Raw genomic sequence first — 25,439 nt, 5'->3', positions numbered from 1 at the left:
GTGAGATACCGGGCTCGATACTCAACGAGGAGGATAGCAATGCAGCGATTTCGCCGGATCGTCGCGGCGATCGCCCTGGCGGCGACCGCGACGACCACCGTGGCCGCCTGCGGCGGCGGCGAGAGCGAGGACGACAGCGGGGCCAAGACCCTCAAGCTCTGGCACTACGAGAGCGAGAACAGCGCGATGGGGGTCGGCTGGAACAAGGCGATCGAGATCTTCAAGGCCGAGCACCCGGGCGTCGAGGTGCGCTTCGAGCGCAAGGCGTTCGAGCAGATCCAGCAGAACGCCGGGATGATCATCAACTCGTCCGAGGGCCCGGACATCATGGAATACAACAAGGGCAACGCGACGGCCGGCCTGCTGTCGTCGCAGGGTCTGCTCACCGATCTGAGCGCCGAGGCCGACAAGCGTGGCTGGGCCGGCAAGCTCAGCCCCAGTCTGCAGACCACCGCGCGGTACAGCGACAAGGGCGTGATGGGGTCGGGCAACTGGTTCGGCGTGCCGAACTACGGCGAGTACGTCACGGTCTACTACAACAAGGACCTGTTCGACCGCAACGGCGTCAAGGTGCCGACCACGCTGGCCGAGATGACCGCCGCGATGGACACCTTCGTCAGCAAGAAGATCACCCCGCTGGGCATGGCCGGCGCGGAGTACCCGGCCGGGCAGCTCTTCTACCAGTTGGCGCTCTCCAAGGCCGACCGGCAGTTCGTCGACAACTACCAGCTCTACAAGAATCCGGTCGACTTCAAGGCCGACCCGCTCAAGTACGGCGCGGACACGTTCGCCGAGTGGGTGCGCAAGGGCTACGTCGCCAAGAACTCGGCGAGCCTCAAGGCCGAGGACATGGGCACCGCGTTCATCGCCGGCAAGACCCCCATGATCGTCTCGGGTAGCTGGTGGTACGGCCGGTTCAAGACCGAGATGAAGGCCAACTGGGACACGTTCCTCTTCCCCGGCAACACCCTCAACGCCGGGTCGTCGGGCAACATCTGGGTGGTTCCGTCGAACAGCAAGGCCAAGAGCTTGGCGTACGACTTCATCGACATCACCCTGCGCCCGGAGATCCAGGATCTGATCGGCAACAACGGTGGCGTTCCGATCGCCGCCGACGCCTCGAAGATCAGCGACCCGAAGGACCGCAAGCTGATCGAGGACTTCAACACGGTCAGCAAGCAGGACGGTCTGGCCTTCTACCCGGACTGGCCGGTGCCCGGCTACTACGACGTGCTGGTCGGCGGCTTCCAGGGCCTGATCAACGGGTCGAAGTCCCCGGACCAGGTGCTCGACACGATCGCCAAGCCGTACGCCGATGGCGTCAAGGAGATCACCGGCAAGTGACACGGCGAGCGGCGGGCGTGACCGGCACAACCGGAGCGCCCGCCCGCCCCGCCGGGAAGGATCTTCCATGGCAGTCTCCGAGACCGTCGCCGCCACCACACCGACGGCGACACCCACCCCGCCGACGCCCCGCCGCCGACCTCGCGGCCGTGACGCCGCGTACTGGCTCTATCTGATCCCCGGGGCGGCGCTGTTCCTCCTGGTGATCGGCGCGCCGCTGGTCGGCACCGGTTACCTGTCGCTGACCAAGTGGTCGGGCATCGGCGACCCCACCTTCGTGGGGTTCGACAACTACCAGCGGCTGCTGGACGACGAGGTGTTCTGGGCCTCGTTCCGCAACACCGTGGCGATGATCGTCGCGATGGTGGTGGTGCCGACCCTACTCGGGCTGCTGCTCGCCTCGGTGCTCTTCGACGTCATCGGCCGCCGGTTCCAGCCGCGTACGGCCGCCGGCCTGCGGGCCGCCTTCTACCTCCCGCAGGTGCTGCCGGTGGTGGTCGCCGGCATCGTGTGGGGCTGGATCCTGCGCCCCGACGGCGCGTTCAACAGCCTGCTCGACGCGGTCGGCCTCGGCGCGCTGCGCCACGACTGGCTCGGCGACCCGGACACGGCGCTGCCGGCCGTGATGGCGGTGATGATCTGGGTGCAGATCGGCTACCCGGTGGTCGTGTTCATGGCCGCGTTGCAGCGGGTGGACCCGGAGCTGTACGAGGCGGCCGAGGTCGACGGCGCGAACTGGCTGCACCGGTTCCGGGCGATCACCCTGCCGCAGATCCGGCCGGAGACCTTCGTGGTGGCCCTGACCTGCACCATCGCGGCGTTGAAGGTGTTCGGGCCGATCTTCGCGCTCACCCGGGGTGGCCCGGAGAACGCCACGAACGTGCCGTCCTACTTCGCCTACTACACCTTCTTCAAGAAGCTCCAGGTCGGCTACGGCTCGGCGATCTCCACGGTGCTCACACTGATCATCGTCGTGGTGGCCGGGGTTTTCATCTGGTGGCAGGCGCGCACCGAGCGCCGGGACCGGGGGTTCTGACATGGCCGTGACGCTCACCCCGGCCCCGGCCCCGACGCCGGTCCACCGGCACGCCCGCGACCGGCACCACCGTGGCGTCGGCCGCTGGGTCGTGCTCGCCCTGGTCACCGTCGGCGCGCTCGTCATGCTGGTGCCGTTCGCGTTCATGCTGCTCAACGCGTTCAAGTCGCCCGGTGACTATTCGTCGGCCGGGCCGCTGAGCTGGCCCAGCGAGTTCTACACGAAGGGCCTGCGGACGTACTGGAACGAGGTCGACTTCCCGCTCAAGCTGTGGAACTCGGCGCTCATCGCCGGTTCCGTGGCGGTGCTCGGCGTCCTCGTGTCCCTGCTGAACGCGTACGCCCTCGGCATTGGTCGGGTCCGTGGCCGACTGTGGATCGTCGGGCTGTTCCTGTTGGCCAACATGCTGCCGCAGGAGGCGCTGATCTACCCGCTGTACTACGTGGCGAAGGAGGTCGGCCTCTACAACACCCGGCTCGCGGTGATCATCATCTTCACCGTGATCCAGAGCGCCTTCGGCACGTACCTGCTGGCCTCGGTCCTGGGCACCTTCCCGCGCTCGCTGCTGGAGGCCGCCGCGCTGGACGGCGCGGGCAAGTGGACGGTGCTGTGGCGGGTGGTCTTCCCCAACCTGCGACCCACCCTGGCCGTACTCCTCATCTTCTTCTTCATCTGGACCTGGAACGAGTTCCTCATCCCGCTGGTCATGCTGATCGGCAACCAGACGCAGACCATTCCGGTCGCGCTCGCCTCGTTGCAGGGCGACCGTCTGATGGACGCCCCGACGACGAACGCCGGCGCGCTGATCAGCCTGGTGCCGGCCATCCTCTTCTTCCTCATCTTCCAGCGCACTCTGGCGCGCGGCATCACGGCAGGAGCCGAGAAGTGAAGTTCACCGACGGGTACTGGCAACTGCGCCCGGGGGTCAGCGTGCTCCGCCCCGGCGCGGTGGAATCGGTCGAGCCGGACCAGAGCGGCTTCACCGTCTTCGCGCCGGCCGGTCAGATCACCGGTCGGGGCGACACCCTGAACCGGCCCGTCGTCACCGTCCGGTTCTTCTCTCCCGCGCCGGGCGTCATCGGGGTGACCATCGGTCACCACAGCGGCGGGCTCCCCCGCGAGCCGCACTTCGAGTTGACCGCCGACAGCGGCCAGCCGGTCACCGTCGACATCACCGGCATCACCGCGTCGCTGACCACCGGCGAACTGACCGCGCGGGTCGCGCTGGTCGACGGCTGGCGGGTCCAGTTCCGGCACGGCGACCGGTTGCTCACCGCGTCCACCGCGCGCAGCGTCGGGATCGTCACCGACGGCCAGGGCCGGCGGCACGTGCACGAGCGGCTCGCCCTCGGCGTCGGCGAAACGGTGTACGGGCTGGGCGAGCGCTTCGGCCCGTTCGTGAAGAACGGCCAGACCGTCGACATCTGGAACGCCGACGGTGGCACCGCCAGCGAGCAGGCGTACAAGAACGTGCCGTTCTATCTGAGCAGCGCCGGCTACGGGGTCTTCGTGGACCACCCGGAGCACGTGTCGTTCGAGGTCGGCTCCGAGGTCGTGGCGCAGAACCAGTTCAGCGTCGAGGGCCAGTCGCTCACCTACTACGTCATCGACGGGCCCACCCCGAAGGACGTGCTGCGCCGGTACACGGCGCTGACCGGCCGACCGGCCCGGGTGCCCGCCTGGTCGTACGGGCTGTGGCTGTCGACGTCGTTCACCACGTCGTACGACGAGAAGACCGTGACCGAGTTCGTCGACGGGATGGTCGAGCGGGACCTGCCGCTGTCGGTGTTCCACTTCGACTGCTTCTGGATGCGCCAGTTCCACTGGGTCGACTTCGTCTGGGACCCGGCGACCTTCCCCGATCCGGAGGGGATGCTGCGCCGCCTGCACGAACGCGACCTGAAGGTGTGCGTCTGGATCAACCCGTACATCGCGCAGCGCTCGTACCTCTTCGAGGAGGGCCGCCGGGCCGGCTACCTGGTCCGCAACCCGGACGGCTCGGTCTGGCAGTGGGACAAGTGGCAGGCCGGGATGGCGCTCGTCGACTTCACCAACCCGGACGCGGTCGCCTGGTTCACCGGCAAGCTCAAGGTCCTGCTGGACATGGGCGTCGACTGCTTCAAGACCGACTTCGGTGAGCGCATCCCCACCGACGTGGTGTGGCACGACGGCTCCGACCCGCAGCGGATGCACAACTACTACTCCTACCTCTACAACAAGGCCGTCTTCGAGCTGCTGGAGACCGAGCGCGGCGAGGGCGAGGCGGTGGTGTTCGCCCGCTCGGCCACGACGGGCGGGCAGCAGTTCCCGGTGCACTGGGGTGGGGACTGCGAGGCGACGTTCGTCGCGATGGCGGAGTCGCTGCGCGGCGGGCTGTCCCTGGCGGCGTCCGGCTTCGGCTACTGGAGCCACGACATCGGCGGCTTCGAGGGCACCCCCGACCCGGCCGTGTTCAAGCGGTGGATCGCCTTCGGTCTGCTCTCGTCGCACTCCCGGCTGCACGGCTCCGGCTCGTACCGCGTCCCGTGGGCGTACGACGAGGAGGCCGTCGACGTGCTGCGGCACTTCACCCGGCTCAAGCTCAGCCTGATGCCGTACCTGGCGGCGGCGGCCGAGGAGGCGCACCGCGACGGAATCCCCATGATGCGCCCGATGATCGTGGAGTTCCCGGACGATCCGGCCGCCGCGTACCTGGACCGGCAGTACATGCTCGGCTCCGACCTGCTGGTCGCGCCGGTGCTCAGCGCCGACGGTCAGGTCACCTTCTACGTCCCGGCCGGGACCTGGACGCACCTGCTGACCGGCGCCCAGCTCACCGGTCCGGCCTGGGTGACCGAGAAGCACGAGTTCGACAGCCTGCCGGTGCTCGCCCGGCCGGGCGCGGTCATCGCGTTCGGCGCGCGCTCCGACCGGCCCGACTACGACTGGGCGGACGGTGTCCGCCTGTGCCTCTACGCTCCGGCCGAGGGGCAGCGGCGGCGGGTACGGATTCCGTCGCCCGGTCAGGGGGCCGGCGCGGAGTTCGAGGTAAGTTTCCGCGACGGCGTGGCCAGGGCGGACCTGGTGGCGGGTGAATCGTCGGCGTACCACTCGGAGGTGGCAGGACAGTGACGGCACATGCCTTTCCGGAGAGTTTCCTGTGGGGTTCGGCCACGGCGGCCTACCAGATCGAGGGCGCGGCCAGCGAGGACGGCCGGGGCCCGTCCATCTGGGACACCTACAGCCGCACCCCGGGGCGGACGCTGAACGGCGACACCGGTGACGTGGCCGCCGACCACTACCACCGCTGGCCGCAGGACCTCGACCACATCGCCGAGCTGGGCCTGGGGGCGTACCGCTTCTCGATCTCCTGGCCCCGGGTGCGGCCGGGCGGCTCCGGCCGGTTCAACCAGGCCGGCGTGGACTTCTACTCCCGGCTCGTCGACGGCCTGTTGGAGCGCGGCATCCGCCCGGTGGCGACCATGTACCACTGGGACCTGCCGCAGGAGCTGGAGGACGCCGGCGGGTGGCCGGTACGGGACACGGCGCTGCGCTTCGAGGAGTACGCGGCGGGGATCGTCGCCGCGCTCGGCGACCGGGTGCACACCTGGACGACACTCAACGAGCCGTGGTGCTCGGCGTACCTGGGTTACGGCTCCGGCGTGCACGCGCCGGGTCGGACCGAGCCGGCGGCGGCGCTGGCGGCCGTGCACCACCTGAACCTCGCGCACGGCCTGGCGGGTCGCGTGGTCCGGGAGACGGCGCCGGCCGCCGAGTTGTCGGTGACGCTGAACCTGCACGTCATCCGCCCGGCTTCGGACGCGGCGGCGGACGTCGACGCGGCCCGCCGCATCGACGCGCTGGCCAACCGGGCGTTCCTCGGGCCGATGCTGAACGGGGCGTACCCGGCCGACCTGCTGGCCGACACGGCCGGCGTCACGGACTGGTCCTTCGTCCGCCACGGCGACGAGAAGGTGGCCGCCGTGCCGCTGGATGTGCTGGGCGTCAACTACTACTCCAGCACCCTGGTCCGCGCCTGGGACGGGCACTCGGCCCGCTCGGACGCCGACGGTCACGGCGCGTCGGCGCACTCGCCGTGGGTGGGCGCCGACGACGTCGACTTCCTGCCGCAGCCCGGCCCGTACACGGCGATGGGGTGGAACATCGACCCGCCGGCGCTGACCGAGCTGCTGCTGCGGCTCCAGCGCGAACATCCCGGCCAGCCCTTGATGATCACCGAGAACGGGGCGGCGTTCGACGACGAGGTGGCTGCCGACGGACGGATCCACGACGACCTGCGGATCGACTACCTGCGTCGGCACATCGGCGCGATGGCCGAGGCCCGCGCGCAGGGCGCCGACGTGCGCGGCTACTTCGTCTGGTCGTTGCTGGACAACTTCGAGTGGGGTTACGGCTACGACCGCCGCTTCGGGATCATCCGGGTCGACTACGACACCCAGGAGCGCACCTGGAAGGACAGCGCGCACTGGTACCGACGCCTCGCCGCGACCGGCAATCTGGACCAGCCCTAGCGCCCGCTACACGCCGACGCGCTGCGGCGGGACGGTGAGGCCGTAGAGCTCCATCAACTCCGGGCTGTCGACCCGGCTGCCGTCGGCCACCGAGTCGCAGGCGATGTCGACGATCTGGTCCTTGTGCGCCAGCAGGTACGGCCGCGCGCCCACGTCGGCGCTGGCCAGGGTGGCGATGCCGGACCAGTGTCGGCGGCCGAACAGCATCGGGTAGCCGCGCAGCCCGTCGTAGGTGGCGCAGACCAGCACGTCCGGGTACGGCAGCGCGGCCACCCGGCGTACGGCCGCCGCGGTCAGGCCCGGCATGTCGACCGGCACCACCACCACCGCCTCGATGCCCGCGTCGTCCATCGCGGCCAGGCCGGCGCGGATGGACGAGCCGACCCCGGTGCCCCACGCCTTGTTGACCACCACGGTGGCCCTGCCCAGGTCGGCGGTCTCCCGGACCTGGTCGGCTGCGGCGCCCAGCACGATCACGATCTGCTCGCAGCCCGCCTCGGTCATCGTGTCGATCATCTGGTTGACCAGTGGCTTCTCGCCCTGGTGCAGCAGCGCCTCGGGACCGCCGATACGGCGTCCACCACCTGCGGCGATGATCATTCCTGCGATCCGGTTCAGCTGGGCCCCCTCAAGCACGGGACCGACCGTGACCGGCCGGCCCCTCCTACGGACACTGCAACGAGGAGAGCCGCGCACGGGTGGCGGGGCGAAAAGGGAAAATAGTGCAACCGTTACGCAACGGACGGGTGATCCACTCCCGATCGCCGAGGTGGCGGCATCCCGACGCCGGGAAACCCCCAGGTCGCCGATCTGGAGTCGATCATCAGCGCCAGGGGCCGCGTCAAGCGGCGTCCGCGTAGCAGTCGACGATGGACAGGTCGAGCGGGAAGCGCACCGGAGTCTCGCCGAACAGCAGCGCGGTGGCCCGCTCGCCCGCCCGGCTCACCGCCGCCGCCACCGCCTCGGCCTGCTCGGCGGGACAGTGCGCCACCACCTCGTCGTGCTGAAAGAAGACCAGCTCGGCGTCGGTGCCGGCCAATTCGGCGCGCAGGGTGGCCAGCAGCGTGGAGGCCCACTCCGCGGCGGTGGCCTGGATGACGAAGTTGCGGGTGAACCGACCCCGGGACCGCGCGGCACGCGCACGCGGGCTCTGCCGGTCAGCGGCGGCGTCCGGGTCGATCGGCCCCTCGTCCGGGTCGGCGGGCCCCACGCCACCCGGCGGGCACGTCCGACCCAACCAGGACCGCACCAGGCCGCCCGCCTCGCCGGTACGCGCCGCCGCCTCCACGTAGCCGAACGCGGTCGGATAGCTGTTTCTCAGCACCGCCAACGCGGGCACCGCCGCCCCGCCGGTCTGCCCGTACATGGCGCCCAGCAACGCCACCTTGGCCCGGGGACGGTCACCGCCGAACGACTCCCGCGCCAGCGCGGCATAGAGGTCACCGGCCCCACCCGCCGCCGCCAACCGCCCGTCCCCGGAGACCGCGGCCAGGACGCGGGGCTCCAACTGGCCGGCATCGGCCACCACCAGCCGCCAGCCCGGGTCGGCCACCACCGCCCGACGGATCACCTTGGGGATCTGCAACGCGCCACCGCCACGGGTCGCCCAGCGGCCGGAGACGACCCCGCCCGGCACGTACTCCGGCTGGAACCGCCCGTCGCGAACCCACTGCTCACGCCAGGACCAGCCGTGCGCCGTCCAGATCCGGTACAGCTCCTTGTATTCCAGGACCAACGGCACCGCCGGATGGTCCACGCCGCGCAGCACCCAGGCCCGGGTGTTGGGCAGCTCCACGCCGGCCCGGGCGAACGCCCGGAGCAACTCGGCCGGAGAGTCGGCGTGCAGCCGCCGGACGCCGAACGCGTCGGCGATCCGGGCCGCCAACTCGGCCAACCGGCGCGGCGGCCCGCCGACCGGGGACGGCTCACCCAGCAGCTCGGCGAGGATCTCGTCGTGCACGTCCGCACGCCAGGGCAGCCCGGCGGCACCCATCTCGGCAGCGATCAGGGCGCCAGCCGACTCGGCGGCCACCAGCAACCGGAACCGGCCGGGGTGCTCGGTCCGCAAGACCCGGGCGAGCTGATCGGCGTACACCTGGGTCAGTGCCTCAAGGCCCGGGCCCGGCGGGCCCGGCAGCGTGTCGAAGAGCGCGCCCTGGCCGTGCCCGGGCGGCGCGGCGGCACGCGGCGGCGGGTCGGCCGGCACCGGCCCGCCGGTCAGGCGGGCCCAGGCGGCGGCCAGCGCGCGGGGCTCGCCCCACCGACCGGCGTGCCCGAGCAGCAACGCCTCGGTCAACTCCACGTCGTGGCACCGCTCGACCCGCACCCCGGCCCGTAGCAGCGCCGGGTAGATCGTGCCCGCGCTCGCCCAGACCCAACGCGGGCGCGCGACCGCCTCCCGGGCGGCCACCGCGGACGCGAGGTCGGTGACGGTCTCGGTCGGGCCGGCGGGGCGGCCGGCGGCGTCGAGCGGGCACAGCTCTCCCCCGCCCTGCTCATCTGCCACCACCGCCACCAGCACGAATGTGATTCTGCCTGCACCCTCCGACAGGAAAACGGGTCGGTGGGTCGGCCCGCCGCTCGGTAGCGTTACCGAGTGCCCGTCCAGATCCCGCACCCCGACCCTGGCACCCCCGACACCCGTGGTCCGATGCGGTACCTGTGGTGGCTGGTGCGTCGCCAGCCCGGCCGGGTGCTGCGCGGCAGCCTGCTCGGCACGGCCTGGATGGTCGGGCTGTCGGTCCGGCCCTACCTGATCGCCCGGGCCGTCGACGACGGGCTGCGCGACCGCGACACCCCTGCCCTGGTCCTGTGGGTCGCGGCGATCGTCGTGGCGGGTGTGGGGTTGTCGTACCTGGGGATCATGCGGCACCGCACGATGACCTTCATCCGGGAGGACGCCAAGGCCCGCTCCGCCGAGGTGCTGTTGCGGCACCTGTCCCGGGTCGGCGCGGCGCTGCCGCGCCGCTCCGCCGCCGGTGAGGTGGCCACCGTCGGCGGGTCCGACATCGAGTGGTCGGCGCAGGTGCTGACGCTGACCGGCCCCGGGGTCGGGGCGGTCGTCGCGTACGGGGTCATCGCCGTGGTGCTCTGGTCAATCTCCCCGCTGCTGGCGCTCTGTGTGCTGGTGGGCGTGCCGGCGGTCGCGCTCGTCGTCGGGCCGCTGCTGCGCCGGCTCGAACGGGCGGAGTCGGTCTACCGCGGGCAGCAGGGCGCGCTGACCGCCCGGTCCGGCGACATCGTGGCCGGGCTCCGGGTGCTCGCCGGGGTGGGTGGCCGGGACCTCTTCGCCCGCCGGTACGCGGCCCGATCGCAGGCCCTGCGGGCCGAGGGCTACCGCGTCGGAGCGGTGATCAGTTGGATCGACGCGGCGACGGTCGCCATCCCCGGCCTCTTCCTGGCGGCGGTGGTGTGGCTGACCGCGCGGATGGCCGTCACCGGCGACGTCACGGTCGGCGAGCTGGTCGCCGTCTACGGCTACGTGGCGACGCTGATCGTGCCGGTCTGGTTCCTGCTGGAGGGCAGTCACCAGCTCATCCGGGGTCGGGTCGCCGCCCGACGGATCGCCGGCCTGCTCCGGCTCGCCCCGGACGACGTCGGTGGGCCGGGCCGCCGGTGGCCGGCCGGGGTCCCCGGCGCCCGCGACCCGCACGCCGTCCCCGCGCCGACCGGTCCCGCCAACCTGCACGACCCGTCGACCGGGCTCAGGGTACGCGCCGGCCAGCTGACCGCGGTGGCCGCCGACGACCCGGCCGACGCCGTGGCGCTGGCCGACCGGCTCGGCCGGTACGTGACCAGCGACGTCACCTGGGGCGGCGTACCGCTGACCGCAGTCGCCCTCGACGAGGTCCGGGCCCGGATCCTGGTCGCCGACCACGACTCGTACCTCTTCGCCGGCACGCTGCGCGACGTGCTGAGTTCGGGCGCCGACGACGCCGAGATCCGCGCCGCCCTGCGGACCGCGTCGGCCGACGACATCGTCGACGCCCTGCCGGCCGGGCTGGACACCCCGCTGGACCCCCGCGCCAGGACGCTGTCCGGCGGTCAACGCCAACGGGTACGGCTGGCCCGGGCGCTGCTCGCCGAGCCGGAGGTGCTGATCCTCGTGGACCCCACCTCGGCCGTGGACGCGCACACCGAGGCCCGGATCGCCGAGCGGCTCCGGACCGCGCGGGCCGGGCTGACCACCGTTGTGCTCGCCACGTCGCCCCTGCTGCTCGGCCGCGCCGACGAGGTCGCGTACCTGACCGGGGGCGGGATCACCGCCACCGGCACCCACGACGGCCTGCTCGAATACGTCCCCGGTTACCGGCACCTGGTGGCCCGGGGCAGCGATGACGAGCAGCACTCCGACGCCGAGGAGGCGTACCAGTGAGCCGCCTGCCGGTCGCCGACCGCGGCACCGTACGCCACGCCCTGCGGGACATGATCAGCAGACATCGCCGGGCGGTCGGCGTCGTGCTGGCGCTGCACAGCGCCGCCGCGCTCGCCGGGCTGGCCCCGCCGTGGCTGCTGGGCACCATCGTCGACCGGGTCACGGCCGGCGCGGGCGTGGCGACGGTGGACCGGCTGGCCCTGGCGATCGCCGGCTGCGTCGTGGTGAGCGCGCTGCTCGCCCGGTACGCCCAGTACGCCGGTCACCGCTTCGGCGAACGCGCCGTCGCCGAGCTGCGCGAACAGTTCGTCGACCGGACGCTCGCGCTGCCCGTGTCGGTCGTGGAGCGGGCCGGCGCCGGGGACCTGGCGACCCGCAGTTCGGTGGACGTGGCGACCGTCGGCACCACGGTCCGGGACGTGGCGCCCACCATCGTCATCGCCTCGGTGCAGTTGACGTTGCTGTTCGGCGCGGTGTTCCTGCTGCACCCCCTGCTCGGGCTCGCGGCGCTGGCCGGGCTGCCGTCGATCGTGGCGGCGACCCGGTGGTACCTGCGGCGGGCCAGCTCCGCGTACCTCACCGAGGGCGCGGAGGCGGCCGAGCTGACCGAGGCGTTGACCACGACCGCCGAGGGCGCCCGCACGGTCGAGGCGCTGCGGCTGGCCGACGACCGCGTCCGGTACGGCACCGCCCGCGTCGCCCGCGTGTGGCAGGCCCGCCGGGCGACGCTCGCCCTGCGTACGGTGTTCTTCTCGGTGGTCGAGGCCAGCTATCCCCTGCCGATCGCCCTGGTGCTCCTGGTCGGCGGCTATCTGCTCTCCGCCGACCTGGTGTCCCTCGGATCGGTGGTCGCCGCCGCGCTCTACCTGCAACAGGCCATCGACCCGATGGACCGCTTGTTGCAGTGGACCGAGCAGGCGCAACGTGGGTTCGCGTCGTACGCCCGGGTGCTCGGGGTCGGGCTGGTCCCGCCCGAGCCGCCCGGCGGCACGGCCACGTCGCGGGGCGAGCGGCTCGTCGTGACCGAGGCGCGGTTCTCGTACGCCGACGGCCACGACGTGCTGCACGGCATCGACCTGGAGGTGCGGCCCGGCGAACGGCTGGCGATCGTCGGCCCGTCGGGCGCGGGCAAGTCGACGCTGGCCCGGCTGCTCGCCGGGATCGACGCTCCCCGGCAGGGCGTCGTCAGCATCGGCGGTTGCCCGGTCACCGACCTGGACCCGGCCGAACGACGACGGCGGATCGCCCTGGTCACCCAGGAGCACCACGTCTTCATCGGCTCGGTCCGCGACAACCTCGCGTTCGCCGCCCCGGACGCCACCGACGACCAGATGCGCGCCGCGCTCGCCACGGTGGGCGCCGACTGGTTCGACGCGCTGCCCGACGGTCTGGACACGGCGCTCGGCGACGGCGCCCGGCAGCTCGGCGCGGCCGAGGCCCAGCAGGTGGCGCTGGCCCGGTTGGTGCTCGCCGACCCGCACACGCTGATCCTGGACGAGGCGACCGCGGCCCTCGACCCGAGCACCGCCCGGCGGACCGAGCGGGCCCTCGCGGCGGTGCTCGTCGGGCGGACGGTCATCGCCATCGCGCACCGGCTGAACACCGCGCACGACGCCGACCGGGTGGCCGTCCTGGCGGACGGCCGGATCACCGAGATCGGTAGCCACGACGACCTGGTGGCGGCCGGCGGGGCGTACGCGGCGCTCTGGCGCTCGTGGCACGCCCGCGCCGACGCGCGGTGACCGGAGTTACTTGACCGCGCCGGAGGTGAGCCCCGCCTGGATCTGCCGCTGGAACACCGCGTACACGATGATCATCGGGAGGATGGCGATGGTCAGCGCGGCGAACAGCCCGGACCAGTCGGCCTCGTAGCCGGCGTTGACCGAGATGTCGGCGATGCCCTGGGTGAGCACCCACTTGTCCTTGGCGTTGGAGAGCAGCACCAACGGAAGCTGGTACTGCGCCCACTGGCCGATGATGTTGAAGATCGCCACGCTGATCAGGCCCGGCTTCGCCATCGGCATCATGACCTGGAAGAACAGCCGGGTGTGCCCCGCGCCGTCGATCATCCCCGCCTCGGCGACCGAAGTCGGCAGCGTCTTGAAGAACGCGGCCAGGAAGAAGATCGTGAACGGCAGCGAGTAGGCGATGTAGACCAGGATGACGCCCTGGTAGGTGTCCAGCATGCCGAGCTGCTTGACCACGAAGAAGAGCGGCACCAGGGCCAGGAACACCGGGAACGCCAGCCCCGAGACGAACAGGTAGTAGATCGCCCGGTTGCCCCAGAACTTGTAACGGGCCAGCACGTACGCGGCCATCGAGCCGAGCAGCATGGTGCCGAAGGTGCTGCACGCGACCACGAAGACGCTGTTGAGGAAGTACCGGCCGACGTTCGCCTTGGTCCACGCCCGGCCGAAGTTCTCCCAGCGCAGCTCGGCCGGCAGGGTCCACGGGCTGCTGAAGATCTCGCTGGTGTTCTTGAACGCGGCGAGGAACGTCCACAGGATCGGGACGATCACGATCACCGCCCACACGGCGAGCGCGATGTGCCCGAGGCTGGCGAAGAGCCGTACCTCCGAACGGGGGCCCCTGCCCCGCCGGCCGCCGGTCGCGGACGGATCGCCGGTCTTCGGCGGTAGCGCCGCCGGCGTCGGCGGCAGCGTCGACTGCGGGTTCATCAGTACTCCACGCTTTCCCGCTTGGTGAGCCGCAGCGTCAGCGCCGCGAACGTGAGGGTGAGGAAGAACAGCGCCACGCCCATCGCGGAGGCGTAGCCGTACTTCGAGTAGACGAACGCGTTGCGGTAGATCTCCATGGCCAGGACGGTGGTGGCGCCGTCCGGGCCACCGCCGTCCACCGAGAGCACGGCCACGATGGCGAACGCGTCGAACGCCGCGATGCCCAGGTAGACCCACGCGACCTGGAGCGTGTCCCAGAGCAGCGGCAGGGTGACCCGGAAGAACAGCGTCACCTTCGTCGCCCCGTCCATCTCCGCGGCCTCGTAGATCTCGCCCGGGATGGAGGCCATCCCGGCCGAGAAGAGCACCACGTAGAAGCCGACGGCCTGCCAGACCAGCACCGCGATGATCGACCAGAGCGCCAGGTTCGGCTTGATGAGGAAGAGGATCGGCTCCAGGCCGAACTTCATCAGCACACCGTTGATCAGACCGGACTCGTTCGGCCGGTAGACCATCTGGAACAGCACCGCGATGATCGCCACCGCCAGGACCTGGGGGAAGAAGAACACCACCCGGTAGAACTTCGCCCCCCAGACCCCCTGGCGTTGACCGCCGCTGCTCTTGCCACCCACGTTGAGCAGGAAGGCGAAGAACAGCGCGATGGCGATCGTGATCAGCGGCAGGGCAAGCAGCAGTACGCCGTGGTGCTGGACCGCCTTCCAGAAGGCGCCGTCGTCGAGCAGCCTCCGGTAGTTGTCGAAGCCCACCCACTGCGGGGCGGAGAGCCCTCGCCAGTTGGTCATCGAGATCTGGAACGCCTGCGCGTACGGCCAGATCACGAATGTCACGTACAGCGTGACCGGGAGGAACAGGAACCCGACCACGAAGGGATACTTGCCGTGCCGCATGACCCTAGCTCCGATCGATCAGCGCTTGAACTTGGCGACCGAGCTGTCCTTCTTGATCGCGTCGGCGCGCTTCTGGATCCGCTCCACGAAGGCGTCCGCGTTGATCCGGCCGAACATCAGCTCGTTGGTGGCGCTGCGCGCCTCCGTGTCGAGCTCCTTGTACCAGCCGTCGAAGTACAGGTTGAACACGTCCTGACCGGCCGCCTTGAGAGCGGCCTGCGAGCTGGCCACACCGGGCGGGAAGGCGAAGCCCTCCGAACCGGCGGTGACCACGGTCGGGGCCTTGACCACCTCGGTGAAGCCCTTCGCGCCCTCCTTGGACAGCATCTGGCGCATGTACTCCAGACCGCCCTTGGGGTTCTTGCTCTTGGCCGAGACGAAGTAGCCCTCGCCCGCGGTCGCCCGCAGCGCGGTGGCCGGCAGCTTGTCCGACGCGGTGAGGCTCGGCACCGGCATGAGCTGGTAGTCGAAGCCGGCTGGGGTGTCCTTCTTCTGCTCGCCCTCCAGCCAGTCACCGCTGGGGTACAGGGCCACCTTGTACTGGTTCTGCCGCAGCTGCACGTCGGTGTGCTTGAGCCCTTCGAAGCTCTTGTCACTGAACTTCGCCCCGACCTCGGCCCACGCCGTGGCCGCCTGCTTGACCGCGTCCTGCTTCCAGGCGCCGTCCTCCAGGTTGTCGATGTTCTTCAGCACGTCGGTGCCGCCAATCTTGGCGGCCTGGGTGAGGATCACGTTCCACTGGTAGTAGGCCGCGTTCGCGCCCGCGTACCCGTACGGCGTGATGCCCTTGGCCTTGATGGCGGTGAGCAGCTTGATGAAGTCGTCCCAGGTCTTCGCCGGGGCCCAGCCGTTGTCCTTGAACAGCTTGGCCGAGTACCAGATGCCGAAGACGGTGGAGACGTAGTAGAGCACGTACGGCTTACCGTTGAACGAGCCCGCCTCGACGGTGCCCGGCACCACGGTGTCGCGGACCTTCTTGGCCGGGTCGTCGACCGACGGGGCGTCCCACAGCTCGGTGAGGTCCTGGAGCTGACCGTCGGCGACCAGCGAGCCGAAGTCGATCAGCTTCTCGCCCGAGTTGTTGACGAACTCCGGCGGGTTGCCGGACGCGAACCGCGGCTGGAGCACCGTGGAGACGGCCTGCGTGGACTGGTGCTTGATCTCCGCCTTGGGGAACGCCTTCTTGTACAGCGGCTCGTGCACGTCGGTCGCGTACTTCTCGCCGTAACCGCCGTTGAAGATGATCACCTCGATGGGAGCGTCTTCCTTGACGCCCAGCGGGTTCTTCTCGCTCTTGGTGCCCTCGGCGGCCTTCTCACTGTCCTTGTCACCGCCGCTGCTCGTCGCGCAGGCGCTGAGCAGGCCGATGGCCGGGGTGGCGAGCATGCCCACGGCGGCGGCGCGACGCAGCACCGTGCGGCGGTCGAGCGCGGCCGGGTGCTCGGGGGTAATCGACATCGTCGTCTCTCCTTGTGGAATTCGGGTCAGGCGGTACGCCGGAGACGTCCGGCGTACCGCGACTCGAGGGCGATGTTGTGCTCGTCCCCACCGGGGACGTTGGCGGAGAGGTAGATAGGGGGCACCTCTCCGGCCTGGTGGAACCGTCGTACGACCTCAGCGGTCAGCAACTGCGCCAGCAGCGCGGTGGTGACCGAGGAGACCGCACAGACCGCGCCGCCGCCCTCGAGCGGCAGCAGTGCGTCACCGTACGGCGCGCCGTTGTCCAGCACGACGTCGGCGAGGTCGGCGAGCCGTTGACCGGACGGGTGCCGTGGCGCCACCCGCGCGGTGTGCTCGACCGAGGTGACCGCGATCAACGGGTGACCGCGCTCGGTGACCAGCGCCGCCAGCTCGACCACCGAGCCGTTGATGCCGGACTGGGACGCCACCACGAACACGTCGCGCGGCTGGGGCGCCGCGAGCGCGTAGATCTGGTGGGCGATGGAGGGATCACGTTCCAGCTTCGGGTCGGCGAGCACGTCGCGTGGGGCGTCGCCGTGCACCACCAGGTCCCGTACCGAGAGCCGGTTCGTGGGGACCAGCCCGCCGGCACGCGCGACCAGCTCGGCGGCGAACGCCTCGGAGTGCCCGGCCCCGAACGCCTGGAGCACGCCGCCGGCACGCAGGCTGTCGGTGATCAGGTCGGCGGCCCGGGTGATCCCGTCGGCCTCCGAGTCGAGCAGGCGGTCGAGCACCGGCCGGACCGCGTCCGCGTACCCCTGTGCACTGATCATGAGAGGACCCCCTTGGCGGCCTTGTGTCCGTCGACGGCCTGCGCGGTACGCCGGAAGGCCGCGTGGGCGCGGTCGTGGGTGCGCTGTGCGACGGCGATGTAGAGCAGGTCGAGCACCACCAGTTGCGGGTGGCGGGCGGAGAGCGCGTCCGGCCGGAAGGTGGTCGCCTGGCTGGCCGTGAGCAGCACGATGTCGGCTAGCTCGGCCAACGGCGAGCGGGGGAAGCCGGTCAGGGCGAGGGTCGTGGCGCCCCGGCTGCCCGCCTCGGCGAGCATCTCGATGGTCTCCCGGGTCTGGCCGGTGTGCGAGATGCCGAGCGCGACGTCGCCGACGCCGAGCAGCGCGGCGCTGGCCAGCCCCTCGTGCACGTCGCTCCACGCCCAGGCGGCCACCCCGATGCGGTGCAGGCTGAACTGCATCTCCTCGCCCACCAGGGCGCTGCCGCTGGCCCCGAAGATGTTCACCCGGGTGGCGCCGGCGATCGCCACGGCGGCGCGTTCCACCTCGCCGAGGTCGAGCAGCGCGGCGGTGTCGTGCATGGCCCGGGTGTCGGCGGCCATGATCTGGTCGAGGACCCGACCGAGGGGGTCGTTCGGCTGGATCTCGCGGCCGATGTCGACGGTCCAGCCGGCCGAGCGGGCCCGCCCGGTCTCGGCGGCGATCCCGAGGCGCAGGTCGGCGTACCCCTCGAAGCCCATGGCCCGGCAGAAACGGGTGATGGTGGCCGGTGAGGTGCCGCTGCGCTCGGCCAGCTCCACGATGGTCGAGCGCGCCGCGGCCTCGGGGTCGCTGAGCACGTGCTCGGCGACCCGGCGTAGCGCGCCGGTCAGCTCGCCGAGCCCGTTGCGCACCCGGGCCAGCACCCCGTCGGAGGCCGCGCTCCTTCGGTCGATCGCGTGGGCGTCGACCACCGCGGTCCCCGCGGCGGTGTCCACCTCGTGATCAACCATGGGACGCCTCACCTTTCCGAAAAGACTGTTAACTGTTAGTGGTAAAAGTTCTTACTGAACGGCCCTCCGTGTCAAGACTGTGGGCGAAGTTTTCAAACTGTTACCTGGCGCACAGCCGTCCGGGCCCTCCCGGAGTTGCCCTCCACGGCCGTGCCGACCAGCATGAACAGGCCCGTGACCGCGCAGCGCAAGGAGGCCCGTGCCGATGTCCGACACCGTCGTGGTCGGTCTCGACGTCGGGGGTACGTCCACCCGGGCGACCGCCCTGACCCTCGCCGGCGAACGCCTCGGCACCGGCAAGGCCGGGGGTGGCAACCCCACCAGCCACGGCGCCGAACGGGCCGCCGCCGAGGTGTTGACCGCGCTGCGCGCCGCGCTCGCCGACGTCGACCCGACCCGGGTGGCCGCCGGCACCATCGGGCTGGCCGGCGCACCCCGTCTGCTCGCCGACCCCGCCGGACGCGCCGCCTTCGACTCCGCCTGGCACGACGCCGGCCTGCGCTGCCCGTACGCCGTGCACGGCGACGCCCTCGTCGCCTACGCCTCCGGCACCGCCGAGCCCAACGGGACGATCCTCATCGCCGGCACCGGCGCGATCACCGCGCAGGTCGTTGACCTGCGGCTCGACCGGGTCGCCGACGGGCACGGCTGGCTGCTCGGCGACGCCGGATCGGGCTTCTGGCTCGGCCGCGAAGCGGTCCGCCGACTCCTCGCCGACCTGGACGCCGGTCACACCCCGGGTAGGCTGGGCGCGGCCGTGCTCACCGAACTGCTGGGCAGCGCCGACGTGGCCCCCCGCCCCCGCGACACGGTGGACGCCACGATCCAGGCGGTCACCCAACGACCGCCGATCGACCTCGCCCGGCTGGCGCCGCTCGTCGTCACCGCGGCGACCGACGGCGAGCCGGTCGCCACCGCCCTGATCGCCGAGGCCGCCGCCCACCTGGCCGAGAGCGTCACCCGCATCCGCTCGGCGGAGTCGACGACGCCGGTCGTGCTCGGCGGTGGACTGCTCATCGCGGACACCCCGCTCGCCAGCGCCGTCCGCGCCGAGATCGGTCGACGCTGGCCGACGGCGCCCCTGCGTACCGCCGGCGACGGCGCGGCCGCAGCCGCCTGGCTCGCCGCCCGCGACCTACCCGAGGTCACCGACCCGGCAGCCCTACACACCCTCCTCTTCCCCACCCCCTGACCACCCGCGCCGCCACGCCGCCGTGCCCGCACGCGCGGCCCCGCCGCCACACCGTCCCGCCGCTACGCGACCGTGCCCGCACACGCCGTCCCGCCGCCACGCCGCCACACCGCTGTGCGACCGTGCCCGCACGCGCGGCCCCACCCCCTTGATCGCGCTCGAACCAGGATGTAGTGGCCTCACACCGCGAGGAGGGGACTACATCCAGGATCGAGCACGATCACCGACCCTCCAGATGCGCCTCGACGCGCTCACCCCTACGCCCGCCCCCTCCGCCCGCCCCCTCCGCCCGCGCCGCACAAGATCCGCGCACTTTCTGGGAAACTGCTGCCTCAAGACGCGCTGAGGCCGCAGTTTCCCTGTAGTTGCGCGGATCTTGACAGAGGCTGGCCGGCCCCTGGCCTCCAACCTGGTGATCAAGAGATTTGCGTCAGCAGGAGCGCGTTCCATGACGCAAACCTCTTGATCACCGAGATCGGGCGGTGGGTGGGGGTGGGGGTGGGGGGAAGGGCAGGGGGGTGGGTGATCGGGATCGGTCAGGTTTGGGTGGGGAAGCCGAGGTTCACGCCACCGTGGCGCGGGTCCAGCCACCGGCTGGTGACCACCTTGCTCCGGGTGAAGAAGCGCACCCCGTCCTCGCCGTGGGCGTGCAGGTCGCCGAAGAGGGACGACTTCCAGCCGCCGAACGAGTGGTACGCCATGGGCACCGGGATGGGCACGTTGATGCCGACCATGCCGACCTCCACCTCGTGCTGGTAGCGGCGGGCCGCCCCGCCGTCGTTGGTGAAGATCGCCGTGCCGTTGCCGTACGGGCTGGCGTTGACCAGTGCCACGGCCTCGTCGTACGAGCCCACCCGTACGACGCTGAGCACCGGCCCGAAGATCTCGTCGGTGTAGATCGACATGTCCGGGGTCACCCGATCAAAAAGGGTCGGGCCGAGCCAGAAGCCGTCCGGGTCGCCGTCGGGCGTCACCTCCCGCCCGTCGACGACCGGTACCGCCCCGGCGGTCACACCCGCGTCCACATAGGACCGCACCCGCTCGGCGTGCGCGGCGCTGACCAGCGGCCCCATGTCGCAGCCCCGCCGGCCGTCACCGGTGCGCAGCCCGGCCATCCGGGCGGCGATCCGCTCCACGAGGGCGTCCGCGACCGGCTCCACTGCCACCAGCACGGAGATGGCCATGCACCGCTCCCCCGCCGAGCCGAACCCGGCGTTGACCGCCGCGTCGGCCGCCAGGTCCAGGTCGGCGTCGGGGAGCACCACCAGGTGGTTCTTGGCCCCACCGAGCGCCTGCACCCGCTTACCGGCGGCGGTGCCGCGTTGGTAGACGTGCCGGGCGATCGGGGTGGAGCCGACGAACGACACCGCGCGCACCTCGGGATGGTCCAGCAGCGCGTCGACCGCCTCGGCGTCACCGTTGACCACGTTGAACACCCCGTCCGGCAGGCCGGCCTCGGCGAACCACTCGGCCAGCAGCAGCGCCGCGCTCGGGTCCTTCTCGCTCGGCTTGAGCACCACCGCGTTCCCGCAGGCCACCGCCACCGGCACGAACCACAGCGGCACCATCACCGGGAAGTTGAACGGCGAGATCACCGCCACCACGCCGACCGGCTGCCGGATCGTGTACGAGTCGACCTCGGTGGACACGTTCTCGCTGAACGCGCCGCGCAGCGCCGCGGGCATTCCGCACGCGTACTCGATGACCTCCAGGCCGCGCTGCACCTCGCCGGCGGCGTCGGCGAGCACCTTGCCGTGCTCGGCGGTGATCACCTCGGCGAGCCGGTCCCGGCGGGCGTGCACCAACTCCCGGAAGGCGAACAGCACGGCGGACCGCCGGGCCAGCGACGCGTCGCGCCAGGTGCGGGCCGCCTGGGCGGCGGCCCGCACCGCGACGTCCACGTCCGCGGTCGAGGCCAGCTCGACCTCGGCGGTACGACGACCCGTGGCCGGATCGAAGACGTCACCCCGTCGCTCGGACGTGCCGCCGACCCGCTTGCCGTCGACGAAGTGGCCGATGCTCACGCCACCCAGACCGCCCGTGCTCACGCCACCCAGACCGCCCGTGCTCACGCCACCCAGACCGCCGGTGCTCATGCCGTCACCTCCGCCGACGAGCGGATCGCGTCGACCAGGATCGCCAGGCCCTCGCGGGCCTCGTCCTCGGTGAGCGTCAACGGTGGACCCATCCGCAGCACGTTGCCGTAGAGCCCGCCCTTTCCGGTGAGCAGACCACGGTCGCGGCACGCCTCGAAGACCCGGTTGGTCAACGCCGGATCCGGCTCGCCGCTGCCCGGCCGGACGAACTCGACGCCGAGCATGAGCCCCTTTCCCCGTACCTCGGCGACGCAGTCGAGGCCGCCCACGGCGGACCGCAGGCCGTCGGCGAGGATCGCGCCGACGCGGGCCGCGTTCGCCTGGAGGTCGTGCGCCACCAGGTAGTCGAGCACCGCGTTGCCGGCCGCCGTCGAGATCGGGTTGCCGCCGAAGGTGGAGAAGCTGATCCCCGGCACCGCCTCGAGCACCTCGGCCCGGCCGACCACCCCGGCCAGGGCGAAACCGTTGCCGATGCCCTTGGCGAAGGTGAGCAGGTCCGGGGTCACACCGTGGGCCTGGTAGCCCCAGAAGTGCTCCCCGGTACGCCCCCAGCCGGTCTGCACCTCGTCGGCGATGAACAGGATGCCGTGCTCGTCGAGGACCTTCTTCCAGGCGGCGAAGAGCCCGTCCGGTGGGTGCACGAACCCGCCCACGCCCTGGATCGGCTCGGCGATCAACGCGGCCACGTCGCCGGACGTCTGGGTGGCCAGCACCTCGCGCAGATCCTCCACGGCCGCGTCGAGGCGCTCGTCGGCGCTCAACCGGGCCAGCAGGCCGCGTACCCGGTCACCGGAGTGCAGCCAGGCCACCTGCAACGGGTTGAGCGCGCTGGCCGACCAGGTGCGGTTGCCGGTGACGCCCATCGCCGCGTACGACCGGCCGTGGTAGCTGTTGCGCACCGCCAGGACCTGGTGCGAGCGGCGGTAATTGGTGGCGACCAGCAACGCCGCCTCGTTCGCCTCGGTGCCCGAGTTGGTGAAGAACACCCGGGCGTCCGGGATACCGGAGCGCTGGGCGATCTTCTCGGCCAGCTCGACCTGCTGACGGATCAGGTAGAGCGTCGAGGTGTGCACGATGCCGGTGGCGAGCTGCCGCTCGACGGCCTCCCGGATCTCCGGGATGTCGTACCCGAGCATGTTGGTCAGCACGCCGCCGAAGAAGTCCAGGTAGCTGCGGCCCTGCGCGTCGGTGACCCGGCGGCCGGAGCCGGAGACCAGCTCGATCGGCTCGGCGTAGTACAGCGGCATCCAGGGTGGGAGAACGGCCCGGTGCCGGGCCAGCAGGTCGTCGGTCATCGTGGCACCCTTCAGCGGCGTTCGTGGATACCGCACGCTCCCACCGGCGGCGAGCGCGGACAACTGGCAGGGTGTAGCGCAGAGCGGGTACGACCTGACAGGTACGTCCGCCGTCGCGCGGCCGACTGTCCGGGCTGGCCCGTGCCCGGCTCAGGACCCGCGCGGACGCGGCGGCAGGTGCAGGGCGGTGGCGACCACCGCGAAGGCCAACCAGCCCGCCCCCAGCGCGCCGGCCGACGAGACGTCCTGGACGTAGTGGTACGCGGTGAGGAAGCCGACGAGCGCGAGGCTGTTGCGGGCGAAGTGCCCGCTGAACTCGGACAACTGGTGTCGGGCCTCGACGGCGACCAACACCCCCGAGTACGGGAACGTCACCACCATGCCCCGCAGCACCGCGCCGAGCAACGCGGTGAGGATCGCCCCGACGAGGATGACCACCAGCTTGAGCAGCGCCGGCAGTCCGGCGGCACGCCCTCCTGCGGCTGCCTCGTCGGCGGCGACGGTGGGCGGGCGGGCGCGACGGCGACGCAGCAGCATGGCCGCCAGCCAGAGCGCGACCGTGCCGGCGAGGGCCGCCTCGAACGGGATGTGGACGGCCACCAGGCCGGCGCTCAACGCCACGTACGCGGCGATCCCCGCGCCGTCGGCGAGCAGGATGGGCCAGCGCAGCCGCTGGTAGGTGACCGCCACGATGCCGAAGAAGAGGTTCAGCCCCAGCACACCGAGCACCTGCGCGCCGTCCACGCCGTAGGGGGTGCTGACCAGGGCGAGCGTCATCGGCAACGGGAGGCTGTAGACCAACGCGCGGAGCCGCACCGAGCGGATCACGCTGACCGCCCAGACGACGGCCGTCACCAGCAGGACCGCGCTCCACGTCATGGGGTCGCCGTCGTGTCCTCGAAGGTCGCCGCGCCCACGCAGGCGTCGAACACGCGGGTGAGACGCTCGACGTCCGTGCGGTTGACCGAGAACTGGTTCTCACCGATCTCACCGTGGGCGGTCATCCGGGCCTCCCAGCAGCTCACGGAGTCCCAGAGCGTCAGGTTGACAAGGAGGTGCGGACCCACCGCGCCGAAGGGCAGCAGGCCCACCCGGGCCCCGGCCGCGCGTTGCCGGCCGACCAGGTCGGACAGCTCGTCGGTCAACGTGGCGTACACGAAGACCCGGGTGATCCGGACGCCGCGTCGCAGGGCATCGACGTTCGCCTCCCAGTAGCGGCGGCCGATCTCGCCACGCCACCAGCTCAGCTCCCCGCTCGCCCGGGGCATCACGTTCGTCAACGCGTCCAGCCGGTGCGCGCAGGTGCGGGTAGCGCCGACCAGATCCTCGTCCTCGTCGCCGCGCCGGATGATCCGCCCCTGCGCGAGATGCTCGGCCTCCAGCCGGAACTGCTCGTAGCGTCGCTGCGCCTCCACCGCCACCCGGGTGCCCGCGTGCTGTTCGGCCGCCGCGCGCATCGCGGCGGCCACCTCCGTGGTGGTGTGGACGAGCCACGGCGGGCCGTCCAGCAACGTCCGTAGGTGAAACCGGCGCTCCGCGCGGGCCAGCGAGTCCACCAGCAGCGAGATGGTGATGCCCATCAGGCCGGCCAGCAGCGACTCCACCCCGGAGGCCGCGTTGGTGAGGTCGAGCAGGACGCTGAGGCTGATCGACAGTGTGATGCCGACCAACGCCACCGGGTCGGTGTGCGCCACCAGCCGGAGGAAACCGCCCGCGGAGGTGCCGCCCCATCCCCGCCGACGCGCACCGTCACGGGTCATCGGAGTCCCCCCTCAGCCGCTGCCGCCAGCGTAAACAGCGGCTACAACCGCGGACGCCGCCGCGGCGGCCGGTAGCATCCGGCAGGTGCAGGAAGCGGAGACGGTCCCCTGGGCAGGTTCGGCCGCCGAGCGGATCATGCCCGACGTCGAGGCCTGGGTCTGCTCCACCGCGCTGCGCGGCCTGGTACGGAACTTCGGCGGCGACTGGCCCACCGGCGACCTCGCCGAGGTACTGCGGTTCCTGGACGACTTCTCCGCCCGCCACTGGGACTTCCGGGGCGGGCGGGAACGACCCGACGCGCGCGAGCCGGACCTCGATCCGGCCACCGCGACGCTGGTCCTCGACGCGGCCGCCGCGCTCGGGCTCGTCCACCCGGTACCGCCGGCCCGGTCGGCGTACGCCCATCTGGTCGTGCTCGGCGGCCTGGCGCACGCCTGCGTGCGGCGCGTCGGGTACGCGGCGCACCTGCTGCGCGCCGGCCTGACGGTACGGGGCGAGGTCGCCGTGCTGGGCAGCTTCCGCCCACTGTCCGAGTGGGAACGGGCCACCCTCGCCGACGCGGGTCTGCCGGCCGACGAGACCGAGGTCGACGTGCTGGACACCGCCGTCCGGCGGGTGTTCGGGGTGGCCGCACCGGCGGAGCAGGCCGGTGTCGACGCCGGCCACCCCCACCACTCCTGGTCGTCGCGGACCTACCGGCCGGCAGGCCTGCCACCGGTACGGGTGCTGGCCGCGCCGTCCAGCGAACCGGACCGGCGGCGGGCGCACACCGCCGACACCCAGCGGTTCTGGGCCGGGCACGTCCGGCTCGCGCCGGGCGACGAGGTGCTGACGGTCACCGCGCCCATCTACGTGCCGTTCCAGCACTGCGACGCGCTGCGCACCCTGGCCCTGCCCTACGGCTGCGACATCGACACGGTCGGGGTGGATCCGGCGGTGGCCGACGTGGCGGTGCTACCCGAGCAGACCCTCACACCGGGCCGCTACCTCCAGGAGATCCGCTCGGCGATCCGCTCGATGCGCGCCCTGCACGAGAGCCTGGTCGCCCAGCGGTGACCC

General features: G+C 71.7%; 20 protein-coding genes. 9 read left to right on the top strand and 11 right to left on the bottom strand.

Features of this window, described 5'->3' with window-relative positions; genetic code table 11:
* Positions 1–39 precede the first annotated feature (39 nt).
* The 5 genes from AB0I89_RS19235 (at position 40) to AB0I89_RS19215 (ending at position 6,891) form a co-directional block, all read left to right on the top strand.
* Positions 40–1,344, top strand: a complete 1,305-nt coding sequence (locus tag AB0I89_RS19235) for an extracellular solute-binding protein (RefSeq protein ID WP_357128207.1) — start codon at positions 40–42, stop codon at positions 1,342–1,344.
* Between the two features lie 67 nt (positions 1,345–1,411).
* The gene (locus tag AB0I89_RS19230; RefSeq protein WP_357128204.1) at positions 1,412–2,380 is read left to right on the top strand and encodes a sugar ABC transporter permease; all 969 of its coding nucleotides are present in this window, start codon (positions 1,412–1,414) and stop codon (positions 2,378–2,380) included.
* 1 nt (position 2,381) lies between these two features.
* Entirely contained in the window at positions 2,382–3,269 is an 888-nt protein-coding gene (locus AB0I89_RS19225) for a carbohydrate ABC transporter permease (protein ID WP_357128201.1), read from the top strand.
* Positions 3,266–5,491, top strand: a complete 2,226-nt coding sequence (yicI, locus tag AB0I89_RS19220; RefSeq protein ID WP_357128198.1) for an alpha-xylosidase — start codon at positions 3,266–3,268, stop codon at positions 5,489–5,491. The genes AB0I89_RS19225 and yicI overlap by 4 nt, the downstream gene beginning before the upstream one ends.
* The gene (locus AB0I89_RS19215) at positions 5,488–6,891 is read left to right on the top strand and encodes a GH1 family beta-glucosidase (RefSeq protein WP_357128195.1); all 1,404 of its coding nucleotides are present in this window, start codon (positions 5,488–5,490) and stop codon (positions 6,889–6,891) included. The genes yicI and AB0I89_RS19215 overlap by 4 nt, the downstream gene beginning before the upstream one ends.
* A gap of 6 nt (positions 6,892–6,897) precedes the next feature.
* On the opposite strand, the gene AB0I89_RS19210 is transcribed toward AB0I89_RS19215, so the two are convergent.
* Both AB0I89_RS19210 and AB0I89_RS19205 read right to left on the bottom strand, forming a co-directional pair.
* Positions 6,898–7,491 (bottom strand): NTP transferase domain-containing protein, encoded by a 594-nt coding sequence (locus AB0I89_RS19210; protein WP_357128592.1) that lies wholly within the window; start codon positions 7,489–7,491, stop codon positions 6,898–6,900.
* 241 nt (positions 7,492–7,732) lie between these two features.
* Complete coding sequence (locus AB0I89_RS19205) at positions 7,733–9,442, bottom strand: bifunctional 3'-5' exonuclease/DNA polymerase (protein ID WP_357128589.1); 1,710 nt, start codon at positions 9,440–9,442, stop codon at positions 7,733–7,735.
* A gap of 99 nt (positions 9,443–9,541) precedes the next feature.
* Between AB0I89_RS19205 and AB0I89_RS19200 the strand changes: the two genes are divergently transcribed.
* A complete protein-coding gene (locus tag AB0I89_RS19200; RefSeq protein ID WP_357128586.1) occupies positions 9,542–11,266 on the top strand; it encodes an ABC transporter ATP-binding protein in 1,725 nt (574 codons plus the stop codon).
* A 50-nt stretch (positions 11,267–11,316) separates the two neighbouring features.
* On the top strand, positions 11,317–13,008 hold the full coding sequence (locus tag AB0I89_RS19195) for an ABC transporter ATP-binding protein (RefSeq protein ID WP_357128583.1): 1,692 nt from the start codon (positions 11,317–11,319) through the stop codon (positions 13,006–13,008).
* 6 nt (positions 13,009–13,014) lie between these two features.
* Here the strand turns inward: AB0I89_RS19195 and AB0I89_RS19190 are convergent, their stop codons facing one another.
* The 5 genes from AB0I89_RS19190 to AB0I89_RS19170 are packed head-to-tail and all read right to left on the bottom strand — an operon-like array spanning position 13,015 to position 18,036.
* Positions 13,015–13,944: a carbohydrate ABC transporter permease gene (locus tag AB0I89_RS19190; protein ID WP_357128193.1), complete on the bottom strand. Its 930-nt coding sequence runs from the start codon at positions 13,942–13,944 to the stop codon at positions 13,015–13,017.
* On the bottom strand, positions 13,944–14,852 hold the full coding sequence (locus AB0I89_RS19185) for a sugar ABC transporter permease (protein WP_357128190.1): 909 nt from the start codon (positions 14,850–14,852) through the stop codon (positions 13,944–13,946). The genes AB0I89_RS19190 and AB0I89_RS19185 overlap by 1 nt, the downstream gene beginning before the upstream one ends.
* An 18-nt stretch (positions 14,853–14,870) precedes the next feature.
* The gene (gene ngcE, locus AB0I89_RS19180; protein ID WP_357128186.1) at positions 14,871–16,310 is read right to left on the bottom strand and encodes an N-acetylglucosamine/diacetylchitobiose ABC transporter substrate-binding protein; all 1,440 of its coding nucleotides are present in this window, start codon (positions 16,308–16,310) and stop codon (positions 14,871–14,873) included.
* A 26-nt stretch (positions 16,311–16,336) separates the two neighbouring features.
* The gene (locus AB0I89_RS19175; protein ID WP_355052754.1) at positions 16,337–17,086 is read right to left on the bottom strand and encodes an SIS domain-containing protein; all 750 of its coding nucleotides are present in this window, start codon (positions 17,084–17,086) and stop codon (positions 16,337–16,339) included.
* Positions 17,083–18,036, bottom strand: a complete 954-nt coding sequence (locus AB0I89_RS19170; protein ID WP_357128182.1) for a MurR/RpiR family transcriptional regulator — start codon at positions 18,034–18,036, stop codon at positions 17,083–17,085. Before AB0I89_RS19170 ends, AB0I89_RS19175 begins: the two co-directional genes overlap by 4 nt.
* Positions 18,037–18,241: 205 nt before the next feature.
* Between AB0I89_RS19170 and AB0I89_RS19165 the strand changes: the two genes are divergently transcribed.
* A complete protein-coding gene (locus AB0I89_RS19165) occupies positions 18,242–19,228 on the top strand; it encodes a BadF/BadG/BcrA/BcrD ATPase family protein (protein WP_357128179.1) in 987 nt (328 codons plus the stop codon).
* A gap of 536 nt (positions 19,229–19,764) precedes the next feature.
* Here AB0I89_RS19165 and AB0I89_RS19160 read toward each other — a convergent pair.
* The 4 genes from AB0I89_RS19160 to AB0I89_RS19145 form a co-directional block, all read right to left on the bottom strand.
* Entirely contained in the window at positions 19,765–21,252 is a 1,488-nt protein-coding gene (locus tag AB0I89_RS19160; RefSeq protein WP_357128580.1) for a CoA-acylating methylmalonate-semialdehyde dehydrogenase, read from the bottom strand.
* Positions 21,253–21,320: 68 nt separating this feature from the next.
* The gene (locus tag AB0I89_RS19155; RefSeq protein WP_357128176.1) at positions 21,321–22,619 is read right to left on the bottom strand and encodes an aspartate aminotransferase family protein; all 1,299 of its coding nucleotides are present in this window, start codon (positions 22,617–22,619) and stop codon (positions 21,321–21,323) included.
* Positions 22,620–22,769: 150 nt separating this feature from the next.
* Positions 22,770–23,498, bottom strand: a complete 729-nt coding sequence (locus AB0I89_RS19150) for a hypothetical protein (protein ID WP_357128174.1) — start codon at positions 23,496–23,498, stop codon at positions 22,770–22,772.
* Positions 23,495–24,379, bottom strand: a complete 885-nt coding sequence (locus AB0I89_RS19145) for a hypothetical protein (RefSeq protein ID WP_357128171.1) — start codon at positions 24,377–24,379, stop codon at positions 23,495–23,497. Before AB0I89_RS19145 ends, AB0I89_RS19150 begins: the two co-directional genes overlap by 4 nt.
* An 85-nt stretch (positions 24,380–24,464) precedes the next feature.
* Between AB0I89_RS19145 and AB0I89_RS19140 the strand changes: the two genes are divergently transcribed.
* The gene (locus AB0I89_RS19140) at positions 24,465–25,436 is read left to right on the top strand and encodes a hypothetical protein (RefSeq protein WP_357128168.1); all 972 of its coding nucleotides are present in this window, start codon (positions 24,465–24,467) and stop codon (positions 25,434–25,436) included.
* Positions 25,437–25,439 lie beyond the last annotated feature (3 nt).

The sequence above is a fragment of the Micromonospora sp. NPDC049801 genome, assembly GCF_040656575.1.
Lineage (GTDB): Bacteria > Actinomycetota > Actinomycetes > Mycobacteriales > Micromonosporaceae > Micromonospora.
This window is presented reverse-complemented; position numbering and strand designations above follow the sequence as displayed.

What these genes read in the sequence shown, in the direction of transcription:
- AB0I89_RS19235 (WP_357128207.1), top strand. Translation starts at nt 40, where the DNA reads ATGCAGCGATTTCGCCGGATCGTCGCGGCGATCGCCCTGGCGGCGACC.
- AB0I89_RS19230 (WP_357128204.1), top strand. Translation starts at nt 1,412, where the DNA reads ATGGCAGTCTCCGAGACCGTCGCCGCCACCACACCGACGGCGACACCC.
- AB0I89_RS19225 (WP_357128201.1), top strand. Translation starts at nt 2,382, where the DNA reads ATGGCCGTGACGCTCACCCCGGCCCCGGCCCCGACGCCGGTCCACCGG.
- AB0I89_RS19210 (WP_357128592.1), bottom strand. Translation starts at nt 7,491, where the DNA reads ATGATCATCGCCGCAGGTGGTGGACGCCGTATCGGCGGTCCCGAGGCG.
- AB0I89_RS19200 (WP_357128586.1), top strand. Translation starts at nt 9,542, where the DNA reads ATGCGGTACCTGTGGTGGCTGGTGCGTCGCCAGCCCGGCCGGGTGCTG.
- AB0I89_RS19195 (WP_357128583.1), top strand. Translation starts at nt 11,317, where the DNA reads ATGATCAGCAGACATCGCCGGGCGGTCGGCGTCGTGCTGGCGCTGCAC.
- AB0I89_RS19190 (WP_357128193.1), bottom strand. Translation starts at nt 13,944, where the DNA reads ATGAACCCGCAGTCGACGCTGCCGCCGACGCCGGCGGCGCTACCGCCG.
- AB0I89_RS19185 (WP_357128190.1), bottom strand. Translation starts at nt 14,852, where the DNA reads ATGCGGCACGGCAAGTATCCCTTCGTGGTCGGGTTCCTGTTCCTCCCG.
- ngcE (WP_357128186.1), bottom strand. Translation starts at nt 16,310, where the DNA reads ATGTCGATTACCCCCGAGCACCCGGCCGCGCTCGACCGCCGCACGGTG.
- AB0I89_RS19175 (WP_355052754.1), bottom strand. Translation starts at nt 17,086, where the DNA reads ATGATCAGTGCACAGGGGTACGCGGACGCGGTCCGGCCGGTGCTCGAC.
- AB0I89_RS19170 (WP_357128182.1), bottom strand. Translation starts at nt 18,036, where the DNA reads ATGGTTGATCACGAGGTGGACACCGCCGCGGGGACCGCGGTGGTCGAC.
- AB0I89_RS19165 (WP_357128179.1), top strand. Translation starts at nt 18,242, where the DNA reads ATGTCCGACACCGTCGTGGTCGGTCTCGACGTCGGGGGTACGTCCACC.
- AB0I89_RS19155 (WP_357128176.1), bottom strand. Translation starts at nt 22,619, where the DNA reads ATGACCGACGACCTGCTGGCCCGGCACCGGGCCGTTCTCCCACCCTGG.
- AB0I89_RS19150 (WP_357128174.1), bottom strand. Translation starts at nt 23,498, where the DNA reads ATGACGTGGAGCGCGGTCCTGCTGGTGACGGCCGTCGTCTGGGCGGTC.
- AB0I89_RS19145 (WP_357128171.1), bottom strand. Translation starts at nt 24,379, where the DNA reads ATGACCCGTGACGGTGCGCGTCGGCGGGGATGGGGCGGCACCTCCGCG.